Annotated in this window: 19 protein-coding genes and 1 pseudogene; 3 read left to right on the top strand and 17 right to left on the bottom strand. The window is 66.4% G+C overall.

The window, feature by feature from the left end:
• The 14 genes and pseudogenes from AC1DSO_RS08710 to rpsB all read right to left on the bottom strand — a co-directional run.
• Nucleotides 1-195: pseudogene (locus AC1DSO_RS08710) on the bottom strand (DUF1009 domain-containing protein); the annotation flags it as partial.
• A 10-nt stretch (nucleotides 196-205) separates the two neighbouring features.
• Nucleotides 206-997: an acyl-ACP--UDP-N-acetylglucosamine O-acyltransferase gene (gene lpxA / locus AC1DSO_RS08705; RefSeq protein ID WP_477068452.1), complete on the bottom strand. Its 792-nt coding sequence runs from the start codon at nucleotides 995-997 to the stop codon at nucleotides 206-208.
• Entirely contained in the window at nucleotides 994-1,473 is a 480-nt protein-coding gene (gene fabZ / locus AC1DSO_RS08700; protein WP_477068451.1) for a 3-hydroxyacyl-ACP dehydratase FabZ, read from the bottom strand. The genes lpxA and fabZ overlap by 4 nt, the downstream gene beginning before the upstream one ends.
• A 2-nt stretch (nucleotides 1,474-1,475) precedes the next feature.
• Entirely contained in the window at nucleotides 1,476-2,495 is a 1,020-nt protein-coding gene (lpxD, locus tag AC1DSO_RS08695) for a UDP-3-O-(3-hydroxymyristoyl)glucosamine N-acyltransferase (RefSeq protein ID WP_477068450.1), read from the bottom strand.
• 53 nt (nucleotides 2,496-2,548) lie between these two features.
• Nucleotides 2,549-3,184, bottom strand: coding sequence for an OmpH family outer membrane protein (locus tag AC1DSO_RS08690; protein ID WP_477068449.1), 636 nt, complete (start codon nucleotides 3,182-3,184; stop codon nucleotides 2,549-2,551).
• A 2-nt stretch (nucleotides 3,185-3,186) separates the two neighbouring features.
• Nucleotides 3,187-5,550: an outer membrane protein assembly factor BamA gene (gene bamA / locus AC1DSO_RS08685; protein WP_477068448.1), complete on the bottom strand. Its 2,364-nt coding sequence runs from the start codon at nucleotides 5,548-5,550 to the stop codon at nucleotides 3,187-3,189.
• Nucleotides 5,551-5,567: 17 nt separating this feature from the next.
• Entirely contained in the window at nucleotides 5,568-6,764 is a 1,197-nt protein-coding gene (locus AC1DSO_RS08680) for a M50 family metallopeptidase (protein ID WP_477068447.1), read from the bottom strand.
• A gap of 22 nt (nucleotides 6,765-6,786) precedes the next feature.
• Entirely contained in the window at nucleotides 6,787-7,986 is a 1,200-nt protein-coding gene (gene dxr, locus AC1DSO_RS08675; RefSeq protein WP_477068446.1) for a 1-deoxy-D-xylulose-5-phosphate reductoisomerase, read from the bottom strand.
• On the bottom strand, nucleotides 7,974-8,819 hold the full coding sequence (locus AC1DSO_RS08670; RefSeq protein WP_477068445.1) for a phosphatidate cytidylyltransferase: 846 nt from the start codon (nucleotides 8,817-8,819) through the stop codon (nucleotides 7,974-7,976). The genes dxr and AC1DSO_RS08670 overlap by 13 nt, the downstream gene beginning before the upstream one ends.
• On the bottom strand, nucleotides 8,779-9,558 hold the full coding sequence (gene uppS, locus AC1DSO_RS08665) for a polyprenyl diphosphate synthase (protein WP_477068444.1): 780 nt from the start codon (nucleotides 9,556-9,558) through the stop codon (nucleotides 8,779-8,781). The genes AC1DSO_RS08670 and uppS overlap by 41 nt, the downstream gene beginning before the upstream one ends.
• A 50-nt stretch (nucleotides 9,559-9,608) precedes the next feature.
• Entirely contained in the window at nucleotides 9,609-10,175 is a 567-nt protein-coding gene (frr, locus tag AC1DSO_RS08660) for a ribosome recycling factor (protein ID WP_056051186.1), read from the bottom strand.
• 29 nt (nucleotides 10,176-10,204) lie between these two features.
• Complete coding sequence (pyrH, locus tag AC1DSO_RS08655) at nucleotides 10,205-10,945, bottom strand: UMP kinase (RefSeq protein ID WP_056051184.1); 741 nt, start codon at nucleotides 10,943-10,945, stop codon at nucleotides 10,205-10,207.
• Between the two features lie 188 nt (nucleotides 10,946-11,133).
• Complete coding sequence (tsf, locus tag AC1DSO_RS08650) at nucleotides 11,134-12,072, bottom strand: translation elongation factor Ts (RefSeq protein WP_477068443.1); 939 nt, start codon at nucleotides 12,070-12,072, stop codon at nucleotides 11,134-11,136.
• A gap of 148 nt (nucleotides 12,073-12,220) precedes the next feature.
• Complete coding sequence (rpsB, locus tag AC1DSO_RS08645; RefSeq protein WP_477068442.1) at nucleotides 12,221-13,141, bottom strand: 30S ribosomal protein S2; 921 nt, start codon at nucleotides 13,139-13,141, stop codon at nucleotides 12,221-12,223.
• Nucleotides 13,142-13,481: 340 nt separating this feature from the next.
• Between rpsB and AC1DSO_RS08640 the strand changes: the two genes are divergently transcribed.
• Both AC1DSO_RS08640 and AC1DSO_RS08635 read left to right on the top strand, forming a co-directional pair.
• Complete coding sequence (locus AC1DSO_RS08640; RefSeq protein WP_477068441.1) at nucleotides 13,482-14,132, top strand: haloacid dehalogenase-like hydrolase; 651 nt, start codon at nucleotides 13,482-13,484, stop codon at nucleotides 14,130-14,132.
• Nucleotides 14,133-14,251: 119 nt separating this feature from the next.
• Nucleotides 14,252-14,635, top strand: coding sequence for a hypothetical protein (locus AC1DSO_RS08635; protein WP_477068440.1), 384 nt, complete (start codon nucleotides 14,252-14,254; stop codon nucleotides 14,633-14,635).
• Between the two features lie 447 nt (nucleotides 14,636-15,082).
• On the opposite strand, the gene AC1DSO_RS08630 is transcribed toward AC1DSO_RS08635, so the two are convergent.
• From AC1DSO_RS08630 to sidA, 3 genes are all read right to left on the bottom strand, one after another.
• On the bottom strand, nucleotides 15,083-15,433 hold the full coding sequence (locus AC1DSO_RS08630) for a GFA family protein (protein ID WP_477068439.1): 351 nt from the start codon (nucleotides 15,431-15,433) through the stop codon (nucleotides 15,083-15,085).
• 106 nt (nucleotides 15,434-15,539) lie between these two features.
• The gene (gene dnaE / locus AC1DSO_RS08625; RefSeq protein ID WP_477068438.1) at nucleotides 15,540-18,971 is read right to left on the bottom strand and encodes a DNA polymerase III subunit alpha; all 3,432 of its coding nucleotides are present in this window, start codon (nucleotides 18,969-18,971) and stop codon (nucleotides 15,540-15,542) included.
• A 36-nt stretch (nucleotides 18,972-19,007) separates the two neighbouring features.
• Entirely contained in the window at nucleotides 19,008-19,097 is a 90-nt protein-coding gene (sidA, locus tag AC1DSO_RS08620; RefSeq protein WP_156136740.1) for a cell division inhibitor SidA, read from the bottom strand.
• A 165-nt stretch (nucleotides 19,098-19,262) separates the two neighbouring features.
• Between sidA and AC1DSO_RS08615 the strand changes: the two genes are divergently transcribed.
• Nucleotides 19,263-20,222, top strand: coding sequence for a nucleoside hydrolase (locus AC1DSO_RS08615; protein ID WP_477068437.1), 960 nt, complete (start codon nucleotides 19,263-19,265; stop codon nucleotides 20,220-20,222).
• Nucleotides 20,223-20,270 lie beyond the last annotated feature (48 nt).

Here is a 20,270-nt window from a genome sequence, read left to right as displayed (position 1 = left end):
GCCCTCGGCCTGCAGCGCCTTGAACACCTTGCCGAACTCGCCGAGGCCGACCTCCTGGCCCGGATAGCGGCTCAAGGAGGGGTCTGCGAAGCTTCGCAGACGCATGACCGAGAAGGCCCGCCCAGCGGCCTCGCAATGGGCGGCCAACTCGACGGGAAGCGCTCCGCCGCCGGCGATCAGACCAAGCTTGCGCATGACGGAGAGTCTAGACCTCGCGCTCGGGCAGGCAAAGCGGGCGGTTGGCGTCGGCCCGGATGAAGTCGACGATCTCCATCACCTCGGTATTGCCCGCGTGGATCTCGGCGACATCATCGAGACGCTCCTGGAACGTGCCTTCGTCGGCGAACATCAGGCGATAGGCCGCGCGCAGGGCGTTGATCGTCTCGCGCGAGAATCCCCGGCGCTTGAGCCCGACCAGGTTCAGGCCCTCGAGGTGAGCATGGTTGCCCCAGACCGAGCCGTACGGAATGACATCCTTGGTCACCGCGGCCAGGCCGCCGATGAAGCTGTAGCGGCCAATGCGCGAGAACTGGTGCGCGGCGGCCAGGCCGCCCATGAACACGTAGTCGCCGATGGCCACGTGGCCACCCAGGGTCGCGCCCTTGGCCAGCACCACGAAATCGCCGACCGAGCAGTCGTGGGCCACGTGCGAACCGACCATGTAGAGGCCGTCCGAGCCGATCGTGGTCACGCCCTTCCCCGAGGCCGTGCCCGTGTGCATGGTCACGTGTTCGCGGATGATGTTGCGCGGGCCGATCAGGAGTTCAGTGCGCTCGCCCTTGTGGCCCAGGTGCTGGGGCGGTCCGCCCAGATTGGCGAACGGATGCACGACGCACCCTTCGCCCAACGTCGTCGCGCCTTCCACCACCACGTGCGATAGCAGGCGGACGCCCGCCTCCAGGGTCACGTCCGGGCCGACGATGCTGTAGGGCCCGATCTCGACGTCCGAGGCGATCTTGGCTTCGGGCGCGACGATGGCGGTGGGGTGGATGGTCATGCCTTGGGTCCCGTATCGACCACCATGGCGGCGAACTCGGCCTCGGCGGCGACCTTGTCACCGACCTTGGCCACGCCCTTGAACTTGAAGATGGACGAACGGGCGCGGACGACCTCGACCTCCATGCGGATCACGTCGCCGGGACGCACGGGATTGCGGAAGCGGGCGTTGTCGACCGACATGAAGAAGATGGTCTTGCCTTCGGTGTCGACTTCCAGCGACTTGCTCATCAGCACCGCGCCCGTCTGGGCCAGGGCCTCGATGATCAGCACGCCCGGCATCACCGGATTGCCCGGGAAGTGGCCTTGGAAGAAGGGCTCGTTGATCGTCACGCACTTGATGCCGACGATCGACTTGTGTGGCTCATAGGCCTCGGCCCGGTCGACCAGCAGGAACGGATAGCGGTGCGGAATGCGCGCCAGGATCTCCGCGATGTCGATGTCGGTCCGCACCGCTTGTTCGGCGTTCTGGCCCATACTCAGCCCCTCGTCCCTCGGCCGCCCGCCATGCGGGACAGCCATGCGGTCTCCCGGAGCCACCGCTTGAGCGGCCGCGCCGGAAAGCCCGTCCAAGTTTCACCTTCCGGCACGTCCTTGAACACCGAGGCGGCTGCCCCGATGCTCGCGCCCGAGCCGATGTTCAAGTGGTCGGCGACGCCGGCCTTGCCGCCGAACGCGACGCCGTCGCCGACGATCGTGCTGCCCGACAGCCCCGTATAGGCCGCCAGCACGCAATTGCGCCCCACACGGACGTTGTGCGCGACATGCACGAGGTTGTCGATCTTGGTGTTCTCGCCGATCGTGGTGTCGGCGAAGGCGCCTCGGTCGACGCAGCTGTTGGCGCCGATCGTCACGTTGTCCTGGATCACTACCCGGCCCAGCTGCGGCAGGTCGACCATACCGCCCGGACCGATCGCGGCGCCGAAACCCGCCTCGCCCAGCACCGCGCCGGCCGAAACCGACACCCGGTCGCCCAGCAGAGCAAAGCCGATCACCGCGTTGGGACCGATCACGCAGTCCCGGCCGATCAGCACGCCCGGGCCGATCACGGCGCCAGGACCGATGCGGGTGCCCCGTCCGATCCGCGCGCCCTGCCCAATCGCCACGTTCGGGGACAATAGGACGCCGTCCTCCAGCGCCGCCTCCGGGTGGACGGCGGGCGCGGACGGATCATGGCGGCGCGGTGCATGCAGGCGTCCGACCGCCGCGGCCCAGGCCGCTTGCGGATGCTTAGTCACCAGGACGGCGCAGGTCGCAGGCAGAAGCTCGCGATGCTCCGGACGCGCGAAACAGGCTCCGGCCCGTGTTGCCGCCGCGGCCTCCTTGCGCTTGGCGTCGGAAAAGAACGTGACCGCCTCGGCGTCGGCCGCGTCGAGCGGCGCGGCGTGAGCGATCAGGCGGTCACCCCAGGCCGCGTCCGCCAGTTCGGCGGCGCCGGCCCGGGCCAACTCGGAAAGCGATGCCGGACCCAGGCTGTCAAAAAAACGCGGGTCCGGCATGGTTCCTCACGGCGAAAACGTTCCCCTAGGTAAACCCAAAGGAGACGATTCGCTTACTTGTTGGTGGGCTGCAGCGGCTGAGCGCCCGGGACCTGCTGGTCCAGACGTTCGCGGTCGAAGGTCAGGGTCTTGATGCGACCATCGAGCGCGGCGACCACAGCGTCGGTGATGTCCATCGACGGATTGGCCAGCATCACCGATTCACGGTCGAGCAGGATGCTGCACTTCTGGGCCTGGTAGACCTGCTTGATCGGCGTATCGAGCTCTTGATAGACGCGCGACAGCGCCTTCTGCTCGGTCGCTTCGACTTCCTTCTGACGCAGCTGGCCCTTGCGCTGCCAGGCGTTGGCCTTGACCTGAAGAGCCGCCGCCTGCTGCTCGAGGGCGTCCTGAGCCGTGGTCGCCTTCTTGGCGTCCAGAGCCTTGCCTTCATTTTCCAGGGCCGTGCGCTCGCCGCCCAGCTCGGCGTTGACCTGCTGGGTGATGGTCGACAGGCGCGCGGAAACAGCCTTGCCGACCTGCGACCGGGCGACGGCGCCTTGGCTCGAAAGGATGCAGACGCCCGGCAGGGCCGGACCATGAGTAACGGCCGGAGCGGCCGGCGCCGCAGGAGCGGTCTGGGCCGAGGCGCTGGTCGCGATGGCGAGAGCGACGACGCTGGACGCGGCCGCGGACAGGAACTTGGACATGTTTATTGGAACCTTGTGGAGGTGGAGAACCGGAACGTTTCGGTTCGGTCGTAGCTTTCCTTGGCCAAAATGCGGCTGAAATCGAACCGAATGGGACCCATGGGGGACTTCCAGTCGATCGAGATACCAGCCGTCGCACGCAGGCCGAGGTTGTCCTTGATGTTCGGATCGAAGACGCCAGGCGACTTCTGACGATCCACATCATCCAGCAGACCGGCCGTACCCACGTCGCTGAACAGGGCGGCCTTGATGCCGTACTGCTCGGGCAGGAAGGTCGGAACGGTCAGCTCGAAGGTGCTGATGGCGTAAAGCTTGGCGCCCATCGAGTTGTTCGTGCTCGAAATGTCGCGTGGACCGATACCGGCGATCTCGAAGCCGCGGAACGAGGTGCCGCCGCGATAGAAGCGGTCGTTGATGCGGACGTTGTCGCCGCCCCAGCCCTCGATATAGCCGAACGAGCCGGTCGCGCTGAACACCAGGTCCTTGGTGAAGCCGTGGTACCAGCCGGCGTCGGCTTCGGTCTTCAGGTACTTCACGTCGCCGCCCACGCCGGCCAGGTCCTGGTTCAGGTCGGCGAACCAGCCGCGGGTCGGGTTGATCGGATCGTTGCGCTTGTCGATGCGCAGGCCGTAGCCGATCAGCGAGGTGATGTAAGCGCCGCGCTGTAGGCAGAGGATCTGCGACACCGAACCGCTGGTGCAGAGGCTGTCGGCGACGCTGACGTCGTCCTGACGGATCGTGTAGCGCAGGCTCATCGACGAGTCGTTGGTCAGCGGGAAGCCGAAGCGGACGTCGCCGCCGACCGACTTGGTGTCATAGGCCGCGTAGTCCGACAGGTCATAGCGGAAGGTGTACAGGTTCACGCCCGCCACCAGGTTCCGGCCCAGGAAGCGCGGCTCGCTGAAGCCGAAGTCGATCTGCTGGCGCAGCGAACCGACCGAGGCGCGGGCGCGCAGGTTCTGGCCGCGACCGCGGAAGTTCCGCTCGGTGATGCCGACGTCAAGCACCAGCTTGTCCACCGAGCTGTAACCGGCGCTGAACGACAGTTCGCCCGTCGGCTGTTCCTCGACCTTGACCCTCAGGCTGGTTCGGTCCGGGGCCGAGCCGGGGGTGTCCTCGATCTCGACTTCCTTGAAGAAGCCCAGGCGGCGGATGTTGTTCTTCGAGCGGTCGACCAGCACGCGGTTGTAGGCGTCGCCTTCAGCGACCTCCAGCTCGCGGCGCAGGACGTAGTCCAGGGTGCGGGTGTTGCCGACGATGTCGATGCGGTCGACATAGACGCGCGGCCCTTCGCGAACCTTGAAGACGACGTCGACGGTCTTGGTCTCACGGTTGGGCACATAGCGCGGCACCACGTCCACGAAGGCGAAGCCGGCCGCACCCGCCGCGAAGGTCAGGGCGTCGGTGGCCTGCTCGATGCGCTCGTCTTCGTAGAGCTGGCCAGTACGGATCGGCAGGATCTGGGCCAGCAGGTTGCCGTCCAGCTTCTTCAATTCGGTTTCGACGGTGACCTTGCCGAACTTGTATTTCGGGCCTTCATCGAGCGTGTAACTGACGGCGAAGCCGTTCTTGTCCGGGGCCAGTTCGGCCACCGAGGAGACCACGCGGAAGTCGAAATAGCCGCGGTTGCGATAGAACTTGCGCAGCTGCTCGCGGTCGTACTCGATCCGGTCGGGGTCGTAATTGTCGTTGCTGGTCAGGATCTTGTACCAGCGGCTTTCCTTGGTCACGACCACGTCGCGCAGATCGTTGTCCGAGTACTCGCTGTTACCCAGGAAGTTGATCCCCAGCACGCCACTCTTGGGGCCTTCGCTGATTTCAAACACCAGATCGACGCGCTTTTGCGGCAGCTCGACCACCTTGGGGGTCACGGTCGCCGAAATGCGGCCCGAGCGGCGGTAGAGTTCGATGATGCGTTGGACGTCGGCTTGGACCTTGGCGCGGGTGAAGATGCCGCGCGGACGGATCTGGACCTCGTCCTTCAGCTTGTCTTCCTTCAGGGACGAATTCCCCTCAAAGACCACTTGGTTGATGATCGGGTTCTCGACGACCTTCACGATCAAGTCGCCGCCTTGCATTTCGATCTTCACGTCGGCGAACAGGTCGGTGCGCGCCAGGGTCTTCAACGCCAAGTCGAGGCGCTGGGAATCGACCGTGTCGCCCGGCTGGATCGGCAGATACGACAGCACCGTGCCCTGCTCGATCCGCTCGTTGCCCTGCACCAGGATGCGCTGGACCTGCACCGTCTGAGTGGCCTGGGCGAAGGCCTGCTGCGGGGCCGTCAAGGCCGTCGAGCCGAGGAGCAGCGCCACACCGGTGGCGAACGCGGCGCTATGGGCGCGAAGTTTGTTCATGTGACCAATCATGGGCGGAGGGCGGGCGTTCACGTGAACAGGCCGCCGATGAATTTGAACACGTCGTAGCGGTTAAGGTCGTTCCACGCCGCGAACAGCATGAAACCCAGGATCAAGGCAAGCCCCGCGCGGAAGCCGGCCGCCTGGAAATCCGCTCGTAGAGGTCGCTTGGCCACGGCTTCGTAGGCGTACATCAGCAGATGTCCGCCATCCAGGACCGGGATCGGCAGCAGATTCATGAAGCCGATGCTGACCGACAGGCTGGCGATCAACAGCATGGACGAGACAAACACCCGCAGCACCATGGTGGCGACGTTGGGCGCCCCCTCGGCGCTGGCCTTGGTCACCGCGCCGGCGGTGTGGCCGATGCCGATCAGGCCGCTAATCTGGTCGGCGGGCAGCTGGCCGGTGACGAGGCGACCCAGATAGAAGCCGATGGTCTTGATCATGCCCCAGACCTCGACGGTGGCGTCGGGGACAGCGCCGAGCACGGTCGAGCGCTTCAGGTGGGTCATGCCGGCGTTGCCGATGCCCAGGCGACTGACCTTGCTGCGGCCCGAGAAGCGGTCAGTCGTCTCGATCAGGCGCGGCGTCGCGTTCAGGTGGACCTCGCGGCCGTCGCGCTTGACGGTGAAGTCGACCGCCAGGTTGGCGCGCAGGCCGATATAGTTCTGCAAGGTCTGGAAGCTGTCGATCTTGCGGCTGTCGGCCTTCAGGATCGTGTCGCCAACCCGGAAACCGGCGGCCTCGGCGGCGCTGCCCCGCTCGACGCTGGTGACGACCGGGGTCGAACGCGGCGTCCCGATCATCACCAGGAAGACGGCCATGATCAGGATGGCCAGGATGAAGTTCGACACCGGACCCGCCGCGGCGATGATCGCCCGCTGCCAGACCGGCTTGAAGTGGAAGTAGCGGGTCTCCGCCCCCTGCCCTTCTCGCGCCACGATCGAGGCGCGCATGGCTTCCAGGTTGTCCTGGTCGGGCACGCTGGCGGCGTTCTCGTCGCCGAGGAAGCGGACATAGCCRCCCAGCGGGATCGAGGCGATGCGCCACTCCACGCCATGCTTGTCGCGCCAGGACACCAACGGCGGGCCGAAGCCCAGCGAGAAGCAGTCGATGGCCACCCCGCACGCGCGGGCGGCCCAGTAGTGGCCCAGCTCGTGGATGGTGACCACGACGGACAGCACGAAGACCGTGGAAAGGATGATGATCAATACGTCGGTCATTAGGTTTGGCCGGTCCCCCGGATCAGAGCCGGCGATGCTTTTGCGCGACAACCTCGGCCGCAATGCGGCGAGCGCTGGCGTCGATCATCATCGCATTGTCGACAGCGTCACTATCGGTGCCGGAAAGGCCGCCAAGACTATTCATACGCTCTAAGGTCCCCGCCACCGAGGCGGCAATATCGAGAAAGCCAATCCGCCGGTCAAGGAAAGCGGCGACCGCCACCTCATTGGCGGCATTCATGGCCGCCGGAGCGCCTCCGCCCAGGCGCAGCGCCTCGCGCGCGATGTCGATCGACGGGAAGCGCTCCAGGTCGGGCGATTCGAAGGTCAGCTGCCCATAGGCGGCCAGATCCAGGCGCGGCGCGGGCCATGGCAGCCGGTCGGGCCAGGCGAAGGCGCAGGCGATCGGCGCGCGCATGTCCGGCGGGCCCAGTTGGGCCAAGGTCGAGCCGTCGGCGTATTCCACCAGGCTATGGATCACGGACTGGGGGTGAATCACGACGTCGACACGGTCTTCCGGGGTCCCGAACAGGTACGAGGCCTCGATCATCTCGAGGCCCTTGTTCATCATGGTCGCGGAATCGACCGAAATCTTGGCGCCCATCGACCAGTTGGGATGGGCGATCGCCTGCTCGGGCGTGGCGGCGGCCATCGCCGCCTTGTCCCAGGTGCGGAACGGACCGCCCGAAGCGGTCAGGATCAGGCGCGCCACGCGATGGGCGCAGGCTGGTTGCAGGACCTGGAAGATCGCCGAGTGCTCGGAATCGACCGGGATCACCGAGCCGCCGGCCGCCTTGGCGATGGCCAGCAGAGCCGGGCCGGCGCAGACGAGGCTCTCCTTGTTGGCCAGGGCGATCGTCGCGCCAGTGCGGGCCGCGGCCAGGGTCGGGGCAAGGCCCGCTGCGCCGACGATGGCCGACATGACCCAGTCCGCGCCCAACGCGGCGGCCTCGCTGATCGCGGCCGCGCCGGCGGCGGCGCGTACGCCGGTTCCGGCCAGGCCGTCCTTCAGGGCCGAAAACTGGGTCTCGTCCTCGATGACCGCCAGTTGGGGCCGCCAGCGCAGGGCCTGCTGGATCAGGCGCTCGACATTGCGCCCGGCCGTCAGCGCCAGGATCTCGACCGGCGCACCAGACTCTTCGAAGAGGCTCAGGGTCGAGAGGCCGATCGATCCGGTCGAGCCCAGCACCACCACCTTACGTGGGGAGGTCAATGGGCCCATCCCCAGTGGTCGATCAGGCGGATGGCGGCGACGACGATCGCCGCGAACATCAGGCCGTCGACGCGGTCCAGCAGGCCGCCGTGACCGGGAATGATGTCGCCGCTGTCCTTGACGCCGAAGCGGCGCTTGAGGATCGACTCCCACAGGTCTCCGGCCATGGTCGCCAGGCCGCCCAGCAGACCGACCAGGGCCGCCGCCGGCCAGACCAGGCGCAGATGGGCCAGTTCGGAGACGATGATCGCGCCGATCGTGGCCGCCACCAGGCCCCCGACGAAGCCGGACCAGGTCTTGTTGGGCGAGATCTGGGGCCACAGCTTGGGCCCCTTGAAGATACTGCCGGCCACATAGGCGAAGATGTCGGCGAACCAGGTGACCACGAACAGCAACAGGGTCCACCACAGGCCATCGGGCAGCGAGCGCACCCAGACCAGGGCGATGACGGCCGGGGCGATATAGACGACGCCATAGGCCGCGTCGGCCCGCCGCTCGACCGCGCCGCGCGCGATCAAGCCCGCCAGGAAGGCCCCGACCAGCACGACCGACCAGGCGATGAAGAAGTGATGCAGGAATCCGGCGAGGACGGCAGCGGCGCAGAACAGGCCGACCACGACCCCGACCGCCCTCGGCGCCTTGGGTGCGCTGATCTTGCCCCACTCGCGGGCCAGCAGAGCCACACAGACCAGGGCCAGGGCCAGGATCCAGTAGCCGCCCAGCCAGACGGCGGCCACGACCGTGGGTACGAGCACGGTGGCCGAAACCACACGCATCCGTAGATTGCCCCAGTTGAAGCGCTTAGCCGGCGACGGCGACGTCATCGGCCGCGATTCCTCCATAACGTCTGTCCCGCCGGCGATAGTCGGCAATGGCCGCGGCCAGCGCCTCGGGGCCGTAGTCGGGCCATAGCACGTCCTGAAACACCAGTTCGGCGTAGGCGCAGTCCCACAGCAGGAAGTTGGAGATCCGGCGCTCGCCGCTGGTGCGCACGATCAGGTCTGGCGGCGGGGCCGCGGCCGTCGACAGGAACCGCTCGAACGTCTCCTCGGTCAGGTCCGAGGGCTTGGCCTCGCCCCGCGCCACCTTCTCGGCGAAGGCCCGCGCCGCGTCGGCGATATCGGCCTGGCCGCCATAGTTGAAGGCCACCTGCAAGGTGAATTCGGTATTGGCCTCGGTGCGCCGTTCGGCCCGCTCGATCACCTCGGCGATATCGGCCGACAGGCCGGTGCGGCGACCAATGATCCGGACGCGGACTCCGGCCTTGGCCAAACGTTCGAGGTCTGATTCGACGTAGGCCTTCAGCAGGTTCATCAGCTCGGAGACCTCGTGCGCCGGACGGCGCCAGTTCTCGGTCGAGAAGCCGAAGACCGTCAGCACGCCGACGTTCTGGCTCTGAGCGCCCTCGACGGTGCGCTTCAGGGCGTTGACCCCGGCGCGATGGCCGAGGACGCGCGGCATCCCCCGCTGCTTCGCCCAGCGGCCGTTGCCATCCATGATAATGGCCACGTGCAGACGTTGATCGGACGCATCGCCCCCGGCGCGCGTCGAAACGTTCTGCAGACCGGTGGTCGCCGGCATTCGCTTCAACCTTCCCTCGTCGCCTCCCCACTAATTCCCAGGGAAGGCGATCAAACCTGCATGATCTCTTGTTCTTTGATTTTCAAGGCCTCGTCGACCCGCTTGATGGCGTCGTCGGTCATCTTCTGGACCTCGGTCTCCATCTTCTTGCGCTCGTCCTCGGCGATCGCCCCGTCCTTTTCGGCCTTCTTCAGGTCGTCATTGGCGTCGCGACGGACATTGCGGACCGCGATCTTCTGCTGCTCGGCGTATTTGCCGGCCAACTTGGAGAGCTCCTTGCGGCGCTCCTCGGTCGGCGGCGGAAGCGGAATACGCAGGTTCTGGCCTTCGACGACCGGATTCAGGCCCAGGCTGGAAGCGCGAATGGCCTTCTCGACCGCGACGACAACGCCCCGGTCCCAGACGCTGACATTGATCTGGCGCGGCTCGGGCACGCTGACCGAGGCCACCGCGTTCAACGGCGTGGTCGAGCCATAGGCCTCGACCATGATCTGATCCAGCAGACTGGCCGACGCGCGGCCGGTGCGCAGGCTGCTGAATTCTTCCTTCAGGGCGACGATGGCCTTGTCCATGCGATCGCGGTAGCGCGAGAGGACGGGTTTTTCGGCGGCGGCCATGACGGGCTCTCCTCGCTGTTTTCTAAGATTCAGGCGGTGCGGTCTTCAGAGACCACGGTGTGGGTCCCCTCGCCTCGCAGGACGTTCAGCAGATTGCCGCGGCCCTTGATCGAGAAGACGATGATCGGAATGTTGCTGTCGCGCATCAGCGCGACGGCCGAGGCGTCCATGACCCGCAGATCCTTGGCCAGGACGTCCATGTAGCTCAGGCGATCGTAACGCTGGGCCGACGGATCCTTCTTCGGGTCGGCCGTATAGACGCCGTCGACGCTGGTGCCCTTGAACAGGGCGTCGCACTGCATCTCAGCCGCCCGCAGGGCCGCGGCGGTGTCGGTGGTGAAGAACGGATTGCCGGTGCCGGCGGCGAAGATCACCACCCGCCCCTTTTCGAGGTGACGCTGGGCGCGGCGGCGGATGTAGGGCTCGCAGACCGTGGCCATCGGGATGGCCGACTGCACGCGGGTCTGGACGCCGATGCGTTCCAGCGCGTCCTGCATGGCCAGGGCGTTCATCACCGTCGCCAGCATGCCCATATAGTCGGCGCTCGAGCGCTCCATGCCCTTGGCCGCGCCGGCCATGCCGCGGAAGATGTTGCCGCCGCCGATCACCAGGCACAGCTCGACGCCGGACTTGACGATCTCGGCCACGTCGTCGGCGACGGATTGGACGGTGTTGGTGTCGATGCCGTAGGGCGTGTCGCCCATCAGGACCTCGCCCGACACTTTCAGCAGGATGCGGCGGTATTTCTGAGGTGCGCTGGTATCGGACATGGGACCGCTATTCCTGAGTCGTCGGCACGCACATTACGTGCGTTCTATAGAAGTGGGACGTGTTTTGCCAACCGGGGTCGCCCTTTGACGCGGGCGCCGCGTGGCGGGCGCAAAAAGGGCGCGGCGCGCGTCTAAACGCGCCGCGCCCTGATTGTTTGCCGAGGGCGCGAAAGCCCTCGACGACAGGCTTAGGCCTGGCCGGTCATCGAAGCGACTTCGGCGGCGAAGTCGTCGGTCTTCTTTTCCACGCCTTCGCCCAGGGCGAGACGGGTGAAGCCCTTCACGGTGATCGGCGCGCCCAGGGTCTTGCCGGTCTCGGCGACCAGTTGCTCGACCGTCTGGTCCGGGTTCATGACGAAGGCCTGCTTCAGCAGCACGACTTCTTCCAGGAACTTGCGGATGCGGCCTTCGATCATCTTCTCGATGACCGCCGGCGGCTTGCCCGACTCCAGCGCCTGCTCGGTGAACACGGCCTTTTCCCGCTCGATGGCGGCCGGGTCCAGATCATCCGGCGACAGCGACAGCGGGGCGGTCGCGGCGACGTGCATGGCGATCTTGCGGCCCAGCTCGCGCAGGGCGGCCTTGTCGCCGGTCGACTCGAGGGCGACCAGCACGCCGATGCGGCCGAGGTCCGGCGCGACGGCGTTGTGGATGTACGAAGCCACCACGCCGTTCTCGACCGTCCACTGGGCGGCGCGACGAACCATCATGTTCTCGCCGATCGTGGCGATCAAGTTGGTCAGGTGGTCTTGCACGCTTTCGCCGCCGGCCAGCTTGGCGCCGTTGACAGCGTCGATCGAACAGTCGGTCGCGACCGCCGCTTGGGCGATCTGGCGAGCGGCGCTCTGGAACAGGTCGTTGCGGGCGACGAAGTCGGTCTCGGCGTTCACCTCGACGACGGCGGCGGTTTCACCGGCGCCCTGCTCGGCCGCGGCGATGGCCACCAGGCCCTCGGCGGCGGCGCGATCGGCCTTCTTGGCGGCCTTGGACAGGCCCTTGGCGCGCAGCCAGTCGATGGACGCTTCGATGTCGCCGTTGTTCTCCGTCAGCGCCTTCTTGCAGTCCATCATGCCGACGCCGGACTTTTCGCGCAGTTCCTTGACCAGCGCAGCCGTGATCTCAGCCATGGAATATCTCCATATTCAAACGGTTAGCGACCGGGCTTGTCGCCCGCCATATTCGCAAAGAGTAGCGACCGGGCTTCTAGCCCGGTCGCATGTCAGGGTCGCGACGGCCTCCGCGTTCCGGCCGAGCCGGGCGGAGGCGCGTGGGAAATCAGCCTTCGGCCGATTCCGGAGCCGCTTCGACGGCGGCTTCCGGAGCGGCTTCAGCAGCCGCTTCTGGGGCGGTCGCTTCCGGGGCAGCGGCTTCCGGAGCGGTCTCGACAACGGCTTCCGGGGCAGCAGCTTCCGGGATCGGTTCCGGGATCGGTTCCGGAGCCAGAGCGCGAGCCAGGGCCGGCTCGGTCGGGTTCACGGCGGCGCCCAGGTCGACGCCCGAACCGGCTTGGCCAGCGGCCAGGCCGTCCAGAACCGCATCCGCGATCAGGTCGCAGTACAGCTGCAGGGCGCGGGCGGCGTCGTCGTTACCCGGGATCGGATAGGTGATGCCGTCCGGATCGCAGTTGGTGTCGAGGATGGCGACGACCGGAATGTTCAGCTTGCGGGCTTCCAGGATCGCGATCGCTTCCTTGTTGGTGTCGATCACGAACATGATGTCGGGGATGCCGCCCATGTCCTTGATGCCGCCCAGCGACAGCTCCAGCTTGTCGCGTTCGCGAGTCAGCTGCAGCAGTTCCTTCTTGGTGCGGCCTTGGCCTTCGCCGGCCAGAACGCCTTCCAGCTCGCGCAGACGAGCGATCGAGCCCGAGACGGTGCGCCAGTTGGTCAGGGTGCCGCCGAGCCAGCGGTGATTCACATAGTACTGAGCGCAGCGCTTGGCGGCCGTGGCGACCGGGTCGCTGGCCTGGCGCTTGGTGCCGACGAACAGCACGCGGCCGCCGGCGGCGGCGACTTCACGAACCTTCACCAGGGCCTGGTGCAGCAGCGGAATCGACTGCGACAGGTCGATGATGTGGATGTTCGAGCGCGAACCGAAGATGTAGCGGTCCATCTTCGGGTTCCAGCGGTGCGTCTGGTGACCGAAGTGGGCGCCGGCTTCCAGGAGCTGACGCATGGAGAATTCGGGAAGAGCCATCGGGCCTATATCCTTTTTCCGGTTGAACCTCCGCGGACACCCCCGTTCCAGACCATTCTGGAGCGGGACCGGAACGGCGACGCCGGGATGTCTCCCCGGTCGCAACCGAACGTCCACGTGTGGAATGGGCGGGCAAATAGGCTTTCAGCGGACAAAAAGCAAGCCCTCGACGTATGAGCTATGCACCGGTCGCTCGGCGCGAAAGACCGCGAACCGGCCTTCGCATCGTCGAAATGCCGCCATCTCTCCACAGGAGATTGGGGTGGGCTTCGCCGGATCTACACACAGGCATGCCCCAATGCCTTCGCCTTCGCTCCGGAGGCGAGCGGAGATCCTGGCCATGCTCGCCGTGTTCGACCTGGACGGAACCCTGCTGGACGGCGACTCCACGGCCCTGTGGCTCTGGGACCGGGTTCGCCGCTCGCCGCTCCGTGGCTTGGCCGTCCTGGTCGTCGCTCCAGTCGCCCTTCCCATGGTGGCCCTGCCCTGTACTCGCCGCGCCGGGGCCTCGATCCTGCTGTGGATCGCCACCGTCGGCCTTTGCGAGCGCCGTCTGCGCGAGTCCTGCCTCCAGTTCGGCGAGGCCTTCCGCTCTGGCCGGAGCGCCTTGGCCTGGAGGGCGGGCGGCCTGACGGTGCTGAACGAACATCTAGAGAGCGGCGACCGCGTGGTGGTCGTCACCGCCGCCCCGGACCTGCTGGCCCAGGCCTTGATCGGCCCGCTCGGTCACCCCATCGAAGTGCTGGGCACCTCGCTGAAGCGCCGCGGCGGCGGCTGGGTCGCCGACGTCCATTGTCGCAACCAGCGAAAATGCCAGGCCCTGGCCGACGCTGGTCATGGCGCGCGTTGGGCCTACGCCTATACCGACAGCCTCGACGACCTGCCCCTGCTGCGCGGGGCCGAGACGCCGGTGATCGTCAAGGGCGGCAAGGCGGCCGAGCGTCGGCTATTCCGGGCGGGCCTGGCCAATGGCCGCGCGGCGGTTTGGTGAGATTGGCCGGCTTCGCGGAAACAAGGACATCGACACGAGCGGCGCGACGCGAAAAACTTCCGTTCGATCGTCGGGCGCGAGCGGCCGGCGAGCTAGAGTCGCAACATAGGACTTCGGAGATGACGATCCGCCGAGACGCCGGCAAATGGCTGCAAAAGAAGGCGAAGACGGGACGCGGCCAGCCGATCGGGACAATCGCCTTCTATGGACCAGACCAACGGTGCGCGACAAAGGTTGTCGCGGCGGTCCTTCGGAGCCCTGACGAAGATCCGACGGACCTCCGTCGCTGGCTGACCGCCGATCGCGATCTTCGGCGCGACGGGGACACGCTGGGCGAGATCACCAGCTTCTTCAAGTCGCACGGCGTCCGATCGGTGGCCATGATCGACCGTATCATTGGTTGTCCGCACGAGGAGGGCATCGACTACCCCGTTGGCGAGCCCTGTCCCGCATGCCCCTACTGGGCCAAACGGGATCGTTGGACGGGTGAGCTCGAAACCTGAAGCGACGCGAAAGTTGACTTGAGCTTCTGAAGCGCATGGCGTCTGCCCGCTCGGCCTGTCGGATAGATCACTGATTGACCGCTGGGGCCGTCAACTCGCGCCTGCCCGCATGCCCTTTCCGGACCGAACAAGATCGCGGGAGGGACCCGTCCCCCTATCTGGGGCGGCGACTAAGTCGCAGTTCATCGCCCCCAGAGTCACCGTCGCGACGTGCAGATACCCGTGGCCGCCACTCTGACCGCGTCAATCGATTTGGCTCTCCCGCGGGTTCGCCGATCAGGCGCCTGACGGAGCCAGCCGATTCGCGCATAAGGCTGAGCGTGTGCGGGCGGGGCCGAGAAGGTCGCGCGCACCCCAAATCGGCCGCCGCTCAGCTCATCAGGCCGGGTCAATGAAAACCCGCCATCGCTCACGACGACTCGAACCCATCGCGCGCGAAGCGCTCGCTCAGAACGCCTTGCCGTCGATCTGCTGCGGCTTGAGCGCGAAGACGTCGACGCCGTCCAGACAACGGACATTGATCGCCACCATCGCCTGCCCGTTCGGCCCCATGCCGCGCCCGAACGATTGGATGCCGCAAGTTTCGCAGAACAGGTGCGAGATCTTGTGGGTGTTGAACTGGTACTCGGTCAGGGCGTCCTCGCCGCTCTTCAGGTCGAAGGCGTCCGCCCCGCTGAAGGCCAGGATCGAACCCAGCTTTCCGCAACGCGAGCAGTTGCAGCTGATCACGCTATCGAGCTCGATATCGACCGCGTAGCGAACGCGCCCGCACTGGCATCCGCCTTCGTGACTGGCCATCGTTTCTCTCCAAGGCTCCGGCCCCTATGCGGGGCTCTTCAACATAAAACCGTAGCCGCGCGGCCGGTACGCAGCGAACTCGCGATGCCGATATAGGAATATATTCCTATACATCCTCCAACAACGCCACACCCGGCGCGGTCTTCAGAGCGCCGCGCAGGGCGGCGTCCAGCGTATAGCGGCCCGGCAGGCGTAGCTCGATCTCGCGTCCGCCGCCAATCGCGGCGACGAAGGTCACCTCCCCGCCCTTCTGGGCCTGGGCCGGTTCCAGACGGCGCTTGAGCGCGTCGATCTCGGCCGCCGACGGCGAGAGATGCACCCGCAATCCGGCCACCACATTCTCAATGGCCTTCTCGATCGGCTCGGCGTCGTCGCCAAAGAAGCGCACCTCGCCGTCACGCGCCTTGGCGCGGACCTTGATGGCCACGGCCTTGCCAGGCTCCAGCACGTCGCGGCACTTGCGCAGCGATTCCGGCGGGAACAGCACCTCATATTCGCCAGTCGGATCCGACAGCGAGACGAAGGCGAACTTCTCGCCGCTCTGCGAGGCCCGCTCCTGGCGCCGGCGGACGACGCCGCACATGCGGAACGCCTCCATGCCCGCCTCGGCCTGGACCATGGCCTCGGCCAGCATGACCGTGCGCCGGCGGCGCAGCATGGCGACCATATCCTCCAGCGGGTGACCGGTCAGATAGAAGCCGACGGCCGACAGCTCCTCGTCCAGCAAGTCGACCTGGTTCCAGTTCTCGGTCTTGGCCATCCGCGGACGCCCGGCGCCGGGATCCGCACCGAACAGCCCGCCCTGCCCGCCCTGGCGGTCGGCGTGGCAGCTTTGGGCATAGGCGATCAGCACGTCGGCCGAAGCCACGATCTGGGCGCGGTTCTTGTGGATCTGGTCAAAGGCCCCGGCCCGGGCCAGGTTTTCGATCGCGCGCTTGTTGACCTGCTTGGGGTCGATCCGCTCGACGAAGTCGAAGACGTCGCGGAACGGCCCGCCTTCCTCGCGGATCGCCACCAGATGCTTCATGGCTTCGAGGCCGACGTTGCGGATGGCGCCCAGGGCGTAGAGCACCTCGCCGTTCTCGACCTCGAAATCGGCGCCCGACCGATTGACGTCCGGGGCCCGCACCGTGACGCCAAAGCGGCGGGCGTCCTGATGGAAGACGGCCAGCTTGTCGGTGTTCGACAAGTCCAGGCTCATCGACGCGGCGAAGAACTCGACCGGCGTGTTCGCCTTCAGCCAGGCGGTCTGGTACGAGATGAAGGCGTAGGCGGCGGCGTGCGACTTGTTGAAGCCGTAGCCGGCGAACTTGGCCACCAGTTCGAAGATCGCGCCCGACTGCTCTTCGGGAACGCCCTTCTCCTTGGCCCCGGAGACGAAACGGATCTTCTGGAGATCCATCTCCTCCTTCTTCTTCTTGCCCATGGCGCGACGCAGAAGGTCGGCTTCGCCCAGGCTGTAACCCGCCAGGATCTGGGCGATCTGCATCACCTGTTCCTGGTAGACGATGACGCCGTAGGTCTCCTTCAGCACCGTTTCCAGCGAGGGGTGCAGGGTATCGACGGGTTTGCGGCCGAACTTGCAGTCGACGAAGGTGTCGATGTTGTCCATCGGGCCGGGGCGATACAGCGAGATCAGCGCGGTGATCTCCTCGATCGAACCACAGCGCATCTTGCGCAGGGTGTCGCGCATGCCCTGGCTTTCGAGCTGGAACACCCCGACCGTCTGGCCTGAGGCGAGCAGCTCGTAACTCTTGGTGTCGTCGAACGACAGGCGACCGAGGTCGATCTCCATGCCGCGCTTCTTCAGGTGCTTCACCGCCCGGTCCAGCACCGTCAGGGTCTTCAGGCCCAGAAAGTCGAACTTCACCAGGCCGGCGCTCTCGACCCACTTCATGTTGAACTGGGTGGCCGGCAGATCCGAGCGCGGGTCCTTGTAGAGCGGGGTCAGCTGGGTCAGCGGCCGGTCGGCGATCACCACGCCGGCGGCGTGGGTCGAGGCGTTGCGGAACAGGCCTTCTAGTTGCAAGGCCACGTCCAGACAGGCCGAAACGTTGGCGTCTTCCTTCTTGGCCTGCTTCAGGCGCGGTTCCAGGTCGATGGCCTGGGCCAGGGTCACCGGCGCGGCCGGGTTGTTGGGCACCATCTTGCAAAGACGGTCGACCAGGCCCAGCGGCAGTTGCATCACGCGACCGACGTCGCGCAGCACGGCGCGGGCCTGAAGGGAGCCGAAGGTGATGATCTGGGCCACGCGGTCGCGGCCGTACTTCTCCTGCACGTAGGAGATCACCTCTTCACGTCGCTCCTGGCAGAAGTCGATGTCGAAGTCGGGCATCGAAACCCGCTCGGGATTGAGGAAGCGCTCGAACAGCAAGCCGAAGCGCAGCGGGTCGAGGTCGGTGATGGTCAACACCCAAGCGACCAGCGAGCCCGCGCCCGAACCCCGCCCCGGACCGACCGGGATCCCGTGCGACTTACCCCACTTGATGAAGTCCGACACGATCAGGAAGTAGCCGGGGAATCCCATTTTCTTGATGATGTCGAGTTCGAAGGCTAGCCGGTCCCAGTAGGCGTCCTCGGGCGCAGCCAGTTCCAGGCCGGCGAGGCGCATCCGTAGGCCTTCTTGCGCCTGGTGCGTCAGTTCCTCGCCTTCGTCGCGGCCGTCGCCGGTCGGGAAGCTGGGCAGGATGGGGTCGCGCTTGTGCACCATGAAGGCGCAGCGGCGGGCGATGTCGAGGGTGTTGTCGCAGGCTTCCGGCAGGTCCGAGAACAGCTTGCGCATGTCGGCCGGCGGCTTGAACCAATGCTCGGGCGTCACCCGCCGGCGTTCGTCCTGGCCTACGAACGAGCCGTCGGCGATGCAGAGCAGCGCATCATGGGCGTCGTAGAAGCTTTCCTTGACGAAATAGACGTCGTTGGTGGCGACCAACGGCACGTCGTGCTCGTAGGCCCAATTGACCAGGCCCGGCTCGGCCGCCGCCTGCTTGGGCAGGCCGTGACGTTGCAGCTCGACGTAGAAGCGGTCGCCGAAGACACGTTGCATCTCGGCCAGCGTCGCCGAGGCCTCGGCTGTCTTGCCCGCCGCGAACAGAGCGTCGACAGGGCCGTCCGTCCCGCCCGACAACAGGATCAGGCCTTCGCTGTATTCGACGACCTTGGCCCAGGGCACGATCGGCTCGGGCAGCTCGGCGCTGTCGAGATAGGCGATCGACGAGAGTTCGGAGAGATTGAGATAGCCGCGCTCGTTCTGGGCCAGCAGCATGATCGTCGGCGCCCGGGCCCAACGCTCGGTCGGGCCGCCGCCGATGCCGGTGATCGGGATGGCGCAGCCGATGATCGGCTGAACCCCCGCGTCCTTGGCGTAGGACGAGTATTCCAAGGCCCCGAACAGATTGGCGCGGTCGGCGATCCCCGCCGCCGGCATGCCCCCGGCAGCGGCCAGCTTGCCGATCTGGTCGGCCTTGATCGCGCCTTCCAGCAGCGAATAGGCCGAGCGGACTCGCAGGTGGACGAAACCCTGTCCTTCCCCGTCCGCCATGACCGACCTCCGCTACAAGACAGCCGCTCGCACGACTCAGGCCACCAGTTGGGCGACCGTACACATCATCCAGACGAAGCTGGCGACCGACACAAGCGCCAAAGACTCACGAGCGATACGGATCATCGGAACCTCCACAGATTTCTTGTTTTGTTCCATATTCTGGTTTTGTTCTGTTCACAAGATGTTCCGCGACGTTCCACCGCATTTTCTTTGAGCGAGTCACTCGCTAGGGCGCGCCGCCGCCCGATCTCTATGGCCAAGTCGCCCGGATCGGGGCAGATCGGAGCCATGCGCCTGATCATCGACACCGACACCGCCGGCGACGACGTCTTCTCGCTGATGCTGGCCCTCACCCGGCCCGGCGTCAGCGTCGAGGCCATCACCATCGCCCATGGCAATGTCGGCTTCGCCCAGCACGCCGAGAACGCGCTGGTGACGCTGGAACGGTGCGGCAAGGCGGGCCAGGTTCCGGTCTATCTGGGCGCCCAGGCGCCGTTCACCCGCGCGCCGCTCGACGCCGCCTATGTGTTCGGCCGCGACGGCATGAGCGACAGCGCCTTTCCCAAGGCCGCCCAGCGCCCCGCCGACGGCCACGCGGTCGACGAGCTGGTGGCCCGGATCATGGCCGCGCCCGGCGAGATCACCCTGATCGCCCAGGCCCCGCTGACCAATATCGCCCTCGCCTACCTGCGCGAGCCGCGCATCGCCCGGGCCTTGAAGCACCTGTGGATCATGGGCGGCACGGACAACGGCGTCGGCAACGTCACCCCGGCGGCCGAGTACAACTTCTATGTCGATCCCGAGGCGGCCAAGATCGTCGTCAACGCCGGCTTCAACCTATCGATCGCCACCTGGACCCTGACACTGCAAGACGGCCTATGGAGCACCACCCAATTGGCCGAGTTGGAGGCGCTGGGCACCGAGAAGGCCCGGTTCTTCACCGACGTGAACCGCGCCTCCCTCGCCTTCGCCCGCGAGATCGAAGGCCTGGACGGCAGCCTGCACCCCGACGCCCTCACCTGCGCGATCGCCCTGGACGAGACCCTGATCCTCGAGGCCGAGGATTGTGTCGTCGATGTCGAGACGGTGGGCGAGCTGACGCGCGGCTATCTCAGCGTCTCACATGCAATCCTGCCGGACATCGAGTTAGCCGACCCCGCCTTGAAACGCCGGCCGCCCAACGCGCGGGTGATCAAGAAGATCAATCAGGCCGGCTTCTTCGCCGCCATGAAGCAGGCCCTGCTTTAACTTAATCGCAGCGGTCTTCCCGCAGGTTCGACGCATGGGGAGACTGAC

It is taken from the genome of Caulobacter sp. P4_E5, from assembly GCF_056401555.1.
This window is presented reverse-complemented; position numbering and strand designations above follow the sequence as displayed.

Excerpts from the sequence above, each read along its gene's own strand:
- lpxA (WP_477068452.1), bottom strand. The coding sequence starts at position 997 with ATGACCATCCACCCCACCGCCATCGTCGCGCCCGAAGCCAAGATCGCC.
- fabZ (WP_477068451.1), bottom strand. The coding sequence starts at position 1,473 with ATGGGCCAGAACGCCGAACAAGCGGTGCGGACCGACATCGACATCGCG.
- lpxD (WP_477068450.1), bottom strand. The coding sequence starts at position 2,495 with ATGCCGGACCCGCGTTTTTTTGACAGCCTGGGTCCGGCATCGCTTTCC.
- AC1DSO_RS08690 (WP_477068449.1), bottom strand. The coding sequence starts at position 3,184 with ATGTCCAAGTTCCTGTCCGCGGCCGCGTCCAGCGTCGTCGCTCTCGCC.
- bamA (WP_477068448.1), bottom strand. The coding sequence starts at position 5,550 with ATGATTGGTCACATGAACAAACTTCGCGCCCATAGCGCCGCGTTCGCC.
- dxr (WP_477068446.1), bottom strand. The coding sequence starts at position 7,986 with ATGGGCCCATTGACCTCCCCACGTAAGGTGGTGGTGCTGGGCTCGACC.
- AC1DSO_RS08670 (WP_477068445.1), bottom strand. The coding sequence starts at position 8,819 with ATGGAGGAATCGCGGCCGATGACGTCGCCGTCGCCGGCTAAGCGCTTC.
- uppS (WP_477068444.1), bottom strand. The coding sequence starts at position 9,558 with ATGCCGGCGACCACCGGTCTGCAGAACGTTTCGACGCGCGCCGGGGGC.
- frr (WP_056051186.1), bottom strand. The coding sequence starts at position 10,175 with ATGGCCGCCGCCGAAAAACCCGTCCTCTCGCGCTACCGCGATCGCATG.
- pyrH (WP_056051184.1), bottom strand. The coding sequence starts at position 10,945 with ATGTCCGATACCAGCGCACCTCAGAAATACCGCCGCATCCTGCTGAAA.
- tsf (WP_477068443.1), bottom strand. The coding sequence starts at position 12,072 with ATGGCTGAGATCACGGCTGCGCTGGTCAAGGAACTGCGCGAAAAGTCC.
- rpsB (WP_477068442.1), bottom strand. The coding sequence starts at position 13,141 with ATGGCTCTTCCCGAATTCTCCATGCGTCAGCTCCTGGAAGCCGGCGCC.
- AC1DSO_RS08640 (WP_477068441.1), top strand. The coding sequence starts at position 13,482 with ATGCTCGCCGTGTTCGACCTGGACGGAACCCTGCTGGACGGCGACTCC.
- AC1DSO_RS08635 (WP_477068440.1), top strand. The coding sequence starts at position 14,252 with ATGACGATCCGCCGAGACGCCGGCAAATGGCTGCAAAAGAAGGCGAAG.
- AC1DSO_RS08630 (WP_477068439.1), bottom strand. The coding sequence starts at position 15,433 with ATGGCCAGTCACGAAGGCGGATGCCAGTGCGGGCGCGTTCGCTACGCG.
- dnaE (WP_477068438.1), bottom strand. The coding sequence starts at position 18,971 with ATGGCGGACGGGGAAGGACAGGGTTTCGTCCACCTGCGAGTCCGCTCG.
- sidA (WP_156136740.1), bottom strand. The coding sequence starts at position 19,097 with ATGATCCGTATCGCTCGTGAGTCTTTGGCGCTTGTGTCGGTCGCCAGC.
- AC1DSO_RS08615 (WP_477068437.1), top strand. The coding sequence starts at position 19,263 with ATGCGCCTGATCATCGACACCGACACCGCCGGCGACGACGTCTTCTCG.